Here is a 12,173-nt window from a genome sequence, read left to right as displayed (position 1 = left end):
AATGAAGAAAGTCAAATGGCCCTTGGCCCTGTCGTTTGTCATTTCTACGCTGCTCGCCGCATGCGAGACCGTGCCTCCAGACGCACCTCCGCGTCCTCCACCCAAGCCTGAAATGGAGCCCGTGTTGCCGTCGTGGTCGAGCACGATCTGGGTTATGGGCTTTTGGAAATGGAGCGGCACCGAATGGGTATGGATTCCAGGGCACCTTGCACCCAAGCCATAAAATCGAACTAACAAAACCGCATCTATGACTATCCGTACCCCGGTTGTGCTGCTGTCGGCCGCATGGCTGATACCGATGGCCGTGTCGGCACAAGAAGCGCCGCGCCCGATCATCCCAGGAAACGACCAGCAAACCCGACAACAGGAAGAGGCACGAGAGCGCGAACGGGCCGTCTCCGCGCCGGGTGTACGTTCGGCCGCGACGGCGAGCGCCGAGTTTCCGACGCTGCCATCGGAAGCACCGTGCTTTCGCATCGATCGTTTATCCCTCGACGTCCCCGATGCGCTGCCCGCTTCCCTGAAATCGCAAGGCGCATCGGCATTGCCGATGGACCGCTTCGCCTTCGCGCGTGAGTGGCTCGACCACTACGCCGGGCAGTGCGTCGGCAAGCAAGGCCTCGGCATGCTGGTCAAGGGCCTGTCGCAAGCCATCCTGGCACGCGGCTACGTCACGACGCGCGTGCTGCTGCCCGAACAGGATCTCTCCACCGGCACGCTGAAGCTCTCGCTGATCCCCGGCGTGATCCGCCATGTGCGCTTCGCCGATGAAAAGCTCCGCGGCACCTGGAAGACCGCCTTCCCAACCGGCGACGGCGAACTGCTGAACCTGCGCGAGCTCGAACAGGGCCTCGAGCAAATGAAGCGCGTGACGAGCCAGGACGTGTCGATGCAGATCGTTCCCGCCGACGTGCCGGGTGAGAGCGACGTCGTACTCGACGTGAAGCGCGGCAAGCCGTGGACGGTCGTCGCCTCGATCGACAACTCGGGTACCCGGGCGACCGGCCGTCTGCAGGGCAACCTGTCGCTCGGCATCGACAATCCCCTGGGCCTGAACGACATCTTCAACATCGGCGTGAGCCAGGATCTGGAGTTTGGCGACAAGCGCCTGGGCTCGCACGGCTGGAACGGTTTTTATTCGATCCCGTGGGGCTACTGGACCGCGTCGCTGTCCGCTTACACGAACACCTACTATCAGCAGATCGCCGGCGTGAACCAGACCTTCATCGCGAGCGGTAATTCGAAGACGATCGATTTCAAGCTGAACCGTGTGCTGTCACGCAGCCAGAACGACGTATTCGGCGCGCAGTTTCGCTTGTCGCGCCGGTTCGGGCAAAGCTTCATCGAAGATACGGAAATTCCGCAGCAGCGCCGCAACAACACGTTCGTCGAATTCGGCCTGACCGATCGACACTACTTCGGCCATGCACAGTTCGACGGCACGCTCGCGTACCGGCAGGGTATTGGCGCATTCGGCGCGCGGGACGACAGCCTCGCAGCAGATGGCGGCCCGACCTACCGCTACCGGATGACCGTGCTCGACGCCAACCTGTCGGTGCCGTTCGCGATCGCGCAGCAGCCGTTCCGGTACGTGACGACGTTCCACGGTCAATACACCGGCAACACGCTGTACTACATCGACGACCTGACGATCGGCAGCCGCTACACGGTGCGAGGATTCGACGGCGAAACGATGCTGGCGGCGTCGCGCGGCTTCTATTGGCGCAACGAGCTGCAGGCGCCGATCGGGCAGAGCGGACAGGCGATCTACGTGGGCCTCGACTACGGTCGCGTGTGGGGGCCGCAGCCGATCGTGCTGCTGGGCACGCAGCTCGCAGGCGCGGTGATTGGCGTCAAGGGCAGCGTCGCGACACGCTTCGGCGCCTACGGCTACGACCTGTTTGCCGGTACGCCGGTCTACAAGCCGTCCGGCTTCCCGACCGCGCGGATCACGGTCGGTTTCCAGGCGACGGCGCAGTTCTGATCTGACGGCGAGCGCTCCCATCGTTCAAGATCGCGCCTGCCCGGCTGCACCGAGCCGGCGGCCGCCGCCCGTGGCCTGATTTTGTTATCCCCGTCATTTTGTTCGATTCCGGAAAATGAAAATCAATCCAATCCGGCATTCGCTTTATCGAATCAAATATTGGGGGAAATGATAGCTATCAGGAATGCCAGTGCGCAGTTGACGGAAAGCTTTCTAATCGCTCAATCTGAACCCGTCATCTGGCCGCGATTATTTCCGTGATAACGAAATGGATAGCTCGCGGACGCCGTGCCGGCCGCGTCGGGCGGCTGCCGGGTGGCCCATGTCGGCAATTCGCGCGCATTCGCGAATCATCCGTTTTTCATCGACTCCGCATTTCGAATAAATCATGAAAAAATCACGGTCTCTGAAAGCAATCGTCTGCATCCTGGCTTCCGCCGGTGTTTGCCTGATCGCCAATCAGGCGCACGCGCAAGCCGCCACCGGCGCCCCGATCCTGAAAGCGGCGGCGGCCTGCAATTTCAAGGTCTGGAGCCGTGGCGTCAATTACCAGAAGGGCGACATCGTGCTGTACCAGGCCAACGGCCAGTACTACAAGCTCGTCAACGTGGGCACCAACGGCAGCGACGGCACCGATCCGACCATCAGCACCTGGTACTGGGCGCCCACCACCTGCGACGGCGGCACCTCACCCGGCAACGGCACCGATTTCCCGCTGAGCCGCGCGACCTTCGAGCAGATGTTCCCGACCCGCAACAGCTTCTACACCTACGACGGCCTGGTCGGCGCGCTGAAGAGCTACCCCGATTTCGCCGGCGAGGCCAGCCAGGACGTGCGCAAGCAGGAAATCGCGGCCTTCCTGGCAAACGTTTCGCATGAAACGGGCGGCCTGGTGTACATCCGCGAATCGAACCAGGCGAACTGGAACAGCTACTGCAGCAGCGGCAATTGCGGCGGCAAGCAGTATTACGGCCGCGGCCCGATGCAGCTGAGCTGGGACTACAACTACAAGGCCGCCGGCGATGCGCTGGGCCTGAACCTGCTCGGCAACCCGGATTGGGTGGCCACCGACGCGACGATCTCCTGGGCCACCGCGATCTGGTTCTGGATGACGCAATCGGGCGCCGGCACCATGACGCCGCACCAGGCCATGGCCAGCGGCCGCGGCTTCGGCGAGACGATCCGCTCGATCAACGGCTCGCTCGAGTGCAACGGGCGCAATCCGGCCCAGGTGCAGAGCCGGGTCGATGCCTACAAGCGCTTCGTCGGCCTGCTCGGCACGACCACCGGCAGCGGCCCGACCGGCTGCTGAGGCGAATCTCCGGCAAGCGGCGCCGCATTCGCGCGGCGCCCGCCAGCCGGTCACGGATAGCAGATACAGGGCCGGGCTGCCTGCAGCGCCGGCCCTTCGTCCGTCATGGCGCGCCGCGGCGATCTTGCGGTTCGTGACAAGTCGTTGACGGTCGCGCCGATTTTCAATAAAAAGGGATCGCTGAAGCCACCGTGTCCATTTCCCACCGGGCCACCATGACAACGACTCGAGGCATCTTCGTCGCGACACCCGCTTATGGTTCGAGCTGCTTCATGCCTTACGTGAGCGGCCTGCTGTCGCTGCAGCGTGCCTGCCTGGAAGCCGGCATCGCCTTCGAATTCTTCTACGTGAGCGGGACCGCGCTGCTGCACGAGCAGCGCAACGTGCTGATCCAGCGCTTCCTCGGCGAATCGACGCTCTCGCACCTGCTCTTCGTCGACGCCGACGTCGGCTTCGAGGGCCGCGACGTGCTGCGCATGTTCGAGCTGGGGGCCGAGATCGCGATCGGCCCGTATCCGGCCAAGCAGATCAACTGGGAGGCGGTGGTGGAGACGGCGCGGCGCCGTCCCGAACTGTCTGCGCAGCAGGTCGCGCGGGTGGCGGCCGATTATCGGCACACCGTCTTCGCGATCGGCGAGGGCGCCTTGAGCCAGGGCGAGCAGCCGGTCGAGGTATCGGCGGGCGGCGCCGGCATGATGATGATCGAGCGCGCCGTGTTTGGCCGGCTCGCCAGCGCCTATCCCGACAAGCGTGTCGTGATCCCCTCGAACTACCGGCATCTCCTGCCGCATTCCACGCACCTGCACGAGCACTTCGAATTCCTGCATGCGCCCGACGACGGGCGCCCCTTGTCCGAGGACCTGTCGTTCTGCCGGAAATGGCGCGACCTGGGCGGGGCGATCTATGCCTGCCCCTGGTTCCATACCACGCATACCGGCAGCTACGCGTTCGACGGCGACCTGCCGGCGCTGCTCGGGCGTCTCTGAGGCGGGGTTCGCGCAGGCCGATCGTGCCTGCCGCGCCCGACGACGAGCCCGGCTCGCGCCAGACTCAGGCGAGCCGGAACACCGATACCGCCGAACGCAGCCTGCCCGCCTGCTCGTCCAGCGAGGTGGCCGCGGCCGCCGCCTGCTCGACCAGGGCCGCGTTCTGCTGCGTGACCTCGTCCATCTGCGTGACCGCGCGGCCCACCTGGTCGATGCCCGTGCTCTGCTCGGCGGAGGCCGCCGAGATCTCGCCGATGATGTCGGCCACCTGCCCGATCGAACGGTCGATCTCGTTCATCCGTTCGCCGGCCAGTTGCACCAGCCGGTTGCCGTCGCCCACCTTGTCGACCGAGACCTGGATCAGCTCCTTGATGTCCTTCGCGGCCGAGGCGCTGCGCTGCGCCAGCGAGCGCACCTCGGCGGCCACCACCGCGAAGCCGCGGCCTTCCTCGCCGGCGCGCGCCGCCTCGACGGCGGCATTGAGCGCGAGGATGTTGGTCTGGAACGCGATGCTCTCGATCACCGAGGTGATGTCGGCGATCCGCGCGGACTGCTCGGCGATGCTCGACATCGTATCGACCACCTGGCGTACCGCCTCGCCGCCGAGCGAAGTCGCCTCGGTGGCGCTGCCCACCAGGCCGTTGGCATGCCGCGCGTTGTCGGCGTTCTGCTTCACCGTGCCGGTGATCTGCTCCATGCTGGCCGCGGTTTCCTGCAGCGAGGCGGCCTGCTGCTCGGTGCGCTGGGACAGGTCGAGGTTGCCCTGGGCGATCTCGCCGGCGCCATGCGCGATCGCCTGGCTGGCGGTGTGGATCTCGGCGATCATCGCCGCCAGGCGCTCGCGCATCCCGGCCAGCGTGGCGATCAGGCTGCCCGGCGCGGCGCGCGAGACGTCGAACTCGAGCTGCAACTGGCCGTTGGCGATGTGGCTGGCGATCTCGGTGGCATGGGCCGGCTCGCCGCCGAGCGTGCGACGCACGCTGCGCACCATCATGTAGGCGATCGCCGAGACGATCACGGCGATCAGCACCGTGATCGCGGCGAGCAGGCCGGCGATCCGGTAGTAGGCCCGATCGATATCGTCATAGAAGAAGCCGGTGCCGACCAGCCAGTTCCACTCGGGAATCCGCACCACGCCCTGCAGCTTCGGCTCCGGTTCGGTGTTGGCGTTGCGCTTGATCAGCAGGTCGACCAGCGCGAAATGCGACTTCGCCAGCGCGGCGGCATAGGCCTCGCGATCGCTCAGGCCGCTGGCGGTGTGGTTGTCGGTGGTGCGCTTGCCGACGAAGTCGGGGTTGATGTGGACCAGGTTGATATTGTCGGCATCCTTGACCCAGTAGTAGCTCTTCTGGTCGACGTTCAGCGCGGCCAGCGCGTCGCGCGCGCCTTGTCGTGCCTGCTCGGCACTGAGTTGGCCGCGCGCCTGCCGCTCGCGGTAACTGTCGACCAGATGCTCGGCCTTGCCCAGCAGGATCACGATCTGGTCGCCGCGGCTGTCGATCAGGGCCTCGCGCATCACGCTCAGCGCGGTGGCCGCCATCAGGAGGATCCCGGCCAGCGCCGTGATCACGAGTATCGACAGTTTGGTGGACAGCTTCATGCGTTTCGCGCCTCGCCTGGATGATGTGGTCGATTCCTATAACGGCCTGGAAGGGAGGCGCCTTTAGATCCGGCGGTCGTGTGTAAACCCGCACTGGGCGCGGGAAATGGAGATTTCTCCTTAGACGTATGACGAAGATGGACCGGTTTGTCCAGTCTCAGGCCGCGGCTTGCCGGCGCCGTATCCAGCGCGCGTCGAGCGACCAGGCGCCGCCGCCAGACAAGGCGATCGACAGCGCCACGGCGCCCATCAGCACCGGATATTCGATGCCGCGTTCGAGCCAGGGCCAGGTGGGGCCGAGCACCCAGGCGATGCCGATCATCTCGGCGCAGATCGCGCAGGCCACGGCGCGCGTGCCGAGCCCGAGCATCAGCAGCACCGCGCCCGCGGTCTCGATCAGCATCACCAGCACGGCGAGCTGCTCGGCGAAGGGCAGGCCGGCGCCGTCGCGGATCAGGCGGATCGAATTCGCCATCGGATCGGCCATCGCGCCGTGTGCGCTATGCAGCAGCTTTGGCAGGCCGTGGGTGAGCAGGATCGCGCCGAGCGAGATGCGCAGCACGGCGCGCGCGCCGTCGGAGGACAGCGAGGGGGAGGTGGGGGTGGTCGGCATCGTCGGCTCCAGGCGAGGCGAGCATGGCGAGCGCGCCGCAATGACGGCGCGCCCGCCATGGCGATGTGCGGCTCGGAATGCTCAGGCGGGCTGCTTGGGCGTGATGCCCATCTTCGCCAGCGTCAGCGTCTCGTCGGCACGGCCCCAGCCGCCATCGACGACCTCGTCGACGAGCACCATCGAATACGGGCGCACGCCTTCACCGAAGTATTCGACGAACATCGCGGTGGTGCGGTGAATGATCTCTTCCTTGGTGGCGGCATCGAGGATTCCTTCGGGGAACTTGAAATTGGCGAATGGCATGGTGGCGGTCCGGATGGGTGGGCCGATCGCTCGGCCGGGATGCCGCGCGAGGCGCGCGGCGTGGAAGGTGCGCGGCGGATCGGGCCGCCGCGCGTCGAGACAGTCGAGACAGTCGAATCAGGCGTAACCGCCGTTCACGCGCAGCACCTGGGCATTGACCCAGGCGCCGTCGGGGCCGGCCAGGAAGGACACCGCCGAGGCGATGTCCTCGGGCTCGCCGAGCCGCTCGAGCGGCGCGAGCTTGGCCAGCTTGGCGACCTGCTCGTCGGTCTTGCCGTTGAAGAACAGCTCGGTGGCCACCGGCCCCGGCGACACCACGTTGGCGGTGATGCCGCGTCCGCGCAGCTCGTTGGCGAGCACGCGAACCAGGCCCTCGACGCCGGCCTTGCTGGCGATATACGGCCCGTAGCCGGGGAACGAGAGCGCGATCACGCTGGTGGACAGCGCGATGATCCGGCCGCCGCGCTGCATGCGCTTGGCCGCCTGGGCCAGCACCAGGAAGGTGCCGCGCAGGTTGGTGGCGATGGTGCGATCGAAGGCCTCGAGCTGCTCGATGTCGATGGCCGCCATCGACATCACGCCGGCGCTGTTGACCACCACGTCGACGCTGCCGAAGCGCTCGACAGTGGTGTCGAACAGGCGCGCGACATCGGTCTCGCTGGCCACGTCGCCCTGCACGGCGATGGCGGTGCCGCCGGCCTCGACGATCGCGCCGACGGTTTCCTGCGCCGCCGCCGCGTTGCCGGCGTAATTGACGACCACGGCGAAGCCGTCGGCGGCCAGGCGGGTGGCGATGGCGCGGCCGATGCCGCGCGAGCCGCCGGTGACGATCGCGGCGCGAGTGGGGGATGCATTCATGCTTGGGCTCCTGGGTTCGAGAGGGCTGGCTTGCCCGTCAGGAATGCATTCTTCGCCTTTCCCGCGCCCCGATAAATCCACGCGGCTTGCGAACACAATTCAACCGGCATCAATAATTGCGCGGTCGATTGGGGGAAATTACGGAAATTTCTTGGTGTCGATGCTGATAAAGTGACGCTCACATTCAACCCGAATCAACAATCGCGCCCATGGACCGTCTCGATACCCTGCAGTTGTTCACCCGGATCGTGGAAACGGGCAGCTTCAGCCGCTCGGCCGACATGCTCGGAATTCCCCGCGCCAGCGCGACCCACGCGATCAAGCAGCTGGAGGCGCGGCTCGGCACGCGCCTGCTGGAGCGCACCACGCGCCAGGTGCGGCCCACGCCGGACGGCAGCGCGTTCTACGAGCGCTGCGTGCTGGTGCTGACCGAGCTCGACGATGCCGAAGCCTCGCTGCGGCAGGTGGCCTCGAATCCGCGCGGGGTGCTGCGCGTGGACATGCACGGCACGCACGCCACCACGATCGTGATCCCGCGCATCGACGACTTCCATCGCCGCTATCCCGAGATCGAGCTGGTGGTCAGCAGCGGCGACCGGCTGGTCGACCTGGTGCGCGAGGGCGTCGACTGCGTGGTGCGCGGCGGCCGCCCGCACGATTCCTCGCTGGTCGCGCGGCGGCTCGCGATGATGCCGCAGGTGATCTGCGCGAGCCCGGCCTACCTGGCGGAATTCGGCATGCCGAAACATCCCGACGAGCTGCCCGGGCACCGCGCGGTGCGCTTCTTCTCGAGCAACGGCAACATCGACTACCCGTTCTCGCTGGTGGTGGACGGCGAGGTGCGCGACTACGACATCGGCGGCTGGATCTCGGTCAACGACGCGGAGAACTACGTGGTGGCCGCCGAGCGCGGCTGCGGGCTGATCCAGGTGCCGCGCTTCCACCTCGAGGGCGCCTTGCGCGACGGGCGGCTGGTCGAGGTGCTGCCCGGGTGGCGCAGCCCGGACCTGCCGCTCACGGCGCTGTATCCGTATCGGCGGCAGCTCTCGCCGCGCGTGCGCGTGTTCGTCGACTGGCTGCGCGAGATCTACACCGAGCTGTTCGGCCCGGCCTGAGGACGCGGCGGGCCGGCGGCGGCCTTATTCCACGCGCGGTTTAGCATCGAAAGAATCGGACTTTGGCGGCCCCGGTCGCGCGGATAAGATCGCGGCTCCCGCAGCCTGAGCGTTCCGCGCACGACAATAATGAATCGATCCGCCGCCTCGACATCTTCCGCAGCCTCGCCCAGCCCGCGTTCCCGTGTTCGCCTGCCACTGCTCGCCGCGGCCATCGCCGGGGCGGTGGCGCTGGCCTCCTGCGGCGGCAGCGACAGCGAGGTGGCGAGCGGCCCGAGCGCGCCTTCGACGCCGCCGGCCGCGCACAAGCGCGCCAACATCCTGTACATCATGGCCGACGATCTCGGCTATTCCGACATCCACGCCTTCGGCGGCGAGATCAACACGCCGAACCTCGACGCGCTGGTGGGCTCGGGTCGGATCCTCGCCAACCATCATGCCGGCACGGTCTGCGCGATCACGCGCTCGATGCTGATCTCGGGCACCGACCACCACCTGGTCGGCGAGGGCACGATGGGCGCGCCGACCGACGAACGCCGCGGCCTGCCCGGCTACGAGGGTTACCTGAACGACCGCTCGCTGTCGGTCGCGCAACTGCTCAAGGATGCCGGCTATCACACCTACATGGCCGGCAAGTGGCACCTCGGCTCGGGCATCGTCGGCAGCGCCAGCGGCAGCGGGCAGACGCCCGACCAATGGGGCTTCGAGCACAGCTACGCGCTGCTCGGCGGCGCCGCCACCAATCACTTCGCGCACGAGCCGGCCGGTTCGCGGAACTACACGGAAGACGGCCGCTACGTGCAGCCGGGCCAGCCCGGCCAGGCGGGCGGCGACGGCGGCAATCCGGCGGTGTTCTATTCGACCGATTTCTATACGCAGAAGCTGATCGCCGATATCGACGCGAACCACGGCGACGGCAAGCCCTTCTTCGCCTACGCGGCCTATACCTCGCCGCATTGGCCGCTGCAGGTGCCGGACCCGTGGCTGCACAAGTACGCGGGCGTCTACGACGCCGGCTACGACGCGATCCGCAACGCGCGCATCGCGCGGCAGAAGGCGCTGGGCCTGATCCCGGCCGACTTCCAGCCGTTCGGCGGACTGCCCGAGACGCTCACGCGCTCGCCCGCCACCGCCAACAACGGCACGCCGGCCGCGCAGTACATCAGCGCGGTGCATCCCGCCTCGGCCGGCTACAGCGACTACGGCCAGGGCAAGGTGGACAAGGCCTGGGCCAGCCTGTCGCCGGCCGAGCGCCGCGCGCAGGCGCGCTACATGGAGATCTACGCGGGGATGGTCGAGAACCTCGACTACAACATCGGCCTGCTGATCCAGCACCTGAAGGACATCGGCGAATACGACAACACCTTCATCATGTTCCAGTCGGACAACGGCGCCGAGGGCTGGCCGATCGACTCGGGCGCCGATCCCACCGCCACCGACACCGCCAACGCGCAGGACCCGGTGTATTCGGCGCTCGGCACCGACAACGGCCAGCAGAACGCGCAGCGCCTGCAATACGGGCTGCGCTGGGCCGAGGTCAGCGCCACGCCGCTGCGCCTCAGCAAGGGGTATTCGGCAGAAGGCGGCGTGTCGGTGCCGGCCATCGTGCACCTGCCGGGGCAGGCGAGCGCCTTGCCGACGCTGAACCTGTTTACGCACGTCACCGACGACACCGCCACCTTCCTCGACGTGGCCGGCGTCACGCCGCCCTCGCAGCCGGCGCCGCCGCTGATCAACACGCTGACCGGCGTCGACGCGAATCGCGGCAAGGTGATCTACGGCGATCGCTACGTCTACCCGGTCAGCGGCAAGTCGCTGCTGCCGGTGCTGGCCGGCACCGCCACCGGCGAGGTGCATACCGCGCCGTTCGGCGACGAAGCCTATGGCCGCGCCTACCTGCGCAGCGCCGACGGCCGCTGGAAGGCGCTGTGGACCGAGCCGCCGCTGGGGCCGGCCGACGGCCACTGGCAGCTCTACGACCTGAAGGCCGACCGCGGCGAAACCAACGACGTCTCGGCGCAGAACCCGTCGATCGTGCAGACCCTGTTCGAGCAGTGGAACGCCTACATGGCCAGCGTGGGCGGCGTGGAGCCCTTGCGCCCGGTCGGTTATTACTGAGCCGCGATCGATGCGTTTCGTGACGAAAACCGCGCTGGCCGGCGTCGCGCTGTTCGCCGCCGCCTTCGCGCTCTCGTATGCGGCGGCGGGCTGGCAGGCCGCGCCCGATGCCGCGTTCGACGCGGCCAACCGCGGCCGGCCGCTGGCGCCGCTCGGCAGCGAGTCGCGCTGCGAGCGTTATGGCGGGATTCCCGCCGGCTGGCGCGAGGATCCCAAGGCGGGCATGGTCCATCTGCATGCCGGCGCCTTCGTGTTCGGCAGCACGCGCGGCTATCCGGACGAGCGGCCGGCCGGCGACGGGCGCACCCGCGTCGGCGGTTTCTGGATCGACCAGACCGATGTCACGGTGGCCCAGTTCGACAGCTTCGTGCGCGCCACCGGCTACCTGACCGAGGCCGAGCGGCAAGGCGGCGCGGCGGTGTTCCACGTGCCCTCGCGCGAGGAACTGGCCGCGCGCGACCTGGCCTGGTGGAACTGGGTGAAGGGCGCCTCGTGGCGGCACCCGACTGGCCCCGGCAGCGGCGTGGACGGGCGCGGCAACCTGCCGGTGACCCTGGTCACGCTGCACGATGCGCTGGCCTATGCGCGCTGGCTCGGCCGGGATTTGCCGACCGAGGCGGAATGGGAATACGCGGGCAAGGCGGGCCGCGACGGCGCCGATCTCGATGCCGCGCCGGTTGGCCGCGACGGCAAGCCCGCGGCGAACTACTGGCAGGGCGTGTTTCCGGTGATCGACACGGCCGAGGACGGCCATGCCGGGCTCGCGCCGGTGGGCTGTTACGCCGCCAACGATTTCCGGCTCTACGACATGATCGGCAACGCCTGGGAATGGACCCGCGATGCCTACAGCGGCCCGCATCAATCGCATACCAACGGCGACACCGCCGTCGTCGCGCCGGCCTCGCGGCCTCGCGACACGCCGATGGTGATCAAGGGCGGCTCCTTCCTCTGCGCGCGCGATTACTGCGTGCGTTACCGCGCCTCGTCGCGCGAGAGCCAGGAAGCCGACCTGGCCGCCTCGCATATCGGCTTCCGGACCATCCTGAGGGACGCTTCGTGAGCGGCCTCGGCAAGCCGGCCTCGCGCCGGCTGATGGCGGCGCGCGTGCTCGGCATCGCCTTGTGCTGCGGCTGGAGCGCTGCGTGGTCCTTGCCGCCGGCGCCGGCCGTCGCTTCCGCCACGGCCGGGGCGACAAGTCCGGCGGCGCCGCTGCGCATCGGCGTGACGCCGGGCCCGCATGCCGAGATCGCCGAGGAAGTGCGCCGCACCTCGATGGCCAGCCCG

11 protein-coding genes and 1 pseudogene are annotated in these 12,173 nt (G+C 67.7%); 8 read left to right on the top strand and 4 right to left on the bottom strand.

Annotated elements, in window-relative coordinates; translation table 11 throughout:
• The first annotated feature begins 1 nt into the window (after nt 1).
• The 4 genes from bcpO to F3J10_RS15475 all read left to right on the top strand — a co-directional run bounded on the left by bcpO (nt 2) and on the right by F3J10_RS15475 (nt 4,282).
• Entirely contained in the window at nt 2–223 is a 222-nt protein-coding gene (gene bcpO, locus F3J10_RS15490; protein WP_166913308.1) for a CDI system lipoprotein BcpO, read from the top strand.
• 24 nt (nt 224–247) lie between these two features.
• On the top strand, nt 248–1,984 hold the full coding sequence (locus F3J10_RS15485; RefSeq protein ID WP_167242418.1) for a ShlB/FhaC/HecB family hemolysin secretion/activation protein: 1,737 nt from the start codon (nt 248–250) through the stop codon (nt 1,982–1,984).
• Nucleotides 1,985–2,372: 388 nt separating this feature from the next.
• A complete protein-coding gene (locus F3J10_RS15480; RefSeq protein WP_025101407.1) occupies nt 2,373–3,296 on the top strand; it encodes a glycoside hydrolase family 19 protein in 924 nt (307 codons plus the stop codon).
• Between the two features lie 215 nt (nt 3,297–3,511).
• Complete coding sequence (locus F3J10_RS15475) at nt 3,512–4,282, top strand: hypothetical protein (protein ID WP_152554527.1); 771 nt, start codon at nt 3,512–3,514, stop codon at nt 4,280–4,282.
• Nucleotides 4,283–4,346: 64 nt separating this feature from the next.
• On the opposite strand, the gene F3J10_RS15470 is transcribed toward F3J10_RS15475, so the two are convergent.
• The 4 genes from F3J10_RS15470 to F3J10_RS15455 form a co-directional block, all read right to left on the bottom strand.
• Nucleotides 4,347–5,882 carry a methyl-accepting chemotaxis protein gene (locus F3J10_RS15470; RefSeq protein ID WP_166913306.1) on the bottom strand — a complete coding sequence of 512 codons (1,536 nt, stop codon included), beginning with the start codon at nt 5,880–5,882 and terminating at the stop codon, nt 4,347–4,349.
• A gap of 157 nt (nt 5,883–6,039) precedes the next feature.
• Nucleotides 6,040–6,495, bottom strand: coding sequence for a DoxX family protein (locus tag F3J10_RS15465; protein ID WP_167242417.1), 456 nt, complete (start codon nt 6,493–6,495; stop codon nt 6,040–6,042).
• An 81-nt stretch (nt 6,496–6,576) separates the two neighbouring features.
• Entirely contained in the window at nt 6,577–6,798 is a 222-nt protein-coding gene (locus F3J10_RS15460) for a tautomerase family protein (protein WP_025101403.1), read from the bottom strand.
• Nucleotides 6,799–6,915: 117 nt separating this feature from the next.
• A complete protein-coding gene (locus F3J10_RS15455; protein WP_167242416.1) occupies nt 6,916–7,656 on the bottom strand; it encodes an SDR family oxidoreductase in 741 nt (246 codons plus the stop codon).
• Nucleotides 7,657–7,865: 209 nt separating this feature from the next.
• Between F3J10_RS15455 and F3J10_RS15450 the strand changes: the two genes are divergently transcribed.
• The 4 genes and pseudogenes from F3J10_RS15450 to F3J10_RS15435 all read left to right on the top strand — a co-directional run.
• Nucleotides 7,866–8,771 carry a LysR family transcriptional regulator gene (locus F3J10_RS15450; protein WP_025101401.1) on the top strand — a complete coding sequence of 302 codons (906 nt, stop codon included), beginning with the start codon at nt 7,866–7,868 and terminating at the stop codon, nt 8,769–8,771.
• A 129-nt stretch (nt 8,772–8,900) separates the two neighbouring features.
• On the top strand, nt 8,901–10,889 hold the full coding sequence (locus tag F3J10_RS15445; protein ID WP_167242415.1) for an arylsulfatase: 1,989 nt from the start codon (nt 8,901–8,903) through the stop codon (nt 10,887–10,889).
• Nucleotides 10,890–10,899: 10 nt separating this feature from the next.
• On the top strand, nt 10,900–11,949 hold the full coding sequence (locus tag F3J10_RS15440) for a formylglycine-generating enzyme family protein (protein WP_167242414.1): 1,050 nt from the start codon (nt 10,900–10,902) through the stop codon (nt 11,947–11,949).
• A pseudogene (locus F3J10_RS15435) lies at nt 11,946–12,173 on the top strand (metal ABC transporter substrate-binding protein); the annotation flags it as partial. The gene F3J10_RS15440 and the pseudogene F3J10_RS15435, both read left to right, overlap by 4 nt.

Origin of the sequence: Burkholderia sp. Cy-637 (genome assembly GCF_011753175.1) — a bacterium.
In the GTDB taxonomy this organism is placed as follows: domain Bacteria; phylum Pseudomonadota; class Gammaproteobacteria; order Burkholderiales; family Burkholderiaceae; genus Burkholderia; species Burkholderia gladioli.
Note: the sequence above shows the minus strand (reverse complement) of the source record. Positions and strands in the feature narration are given on the sequence as shown.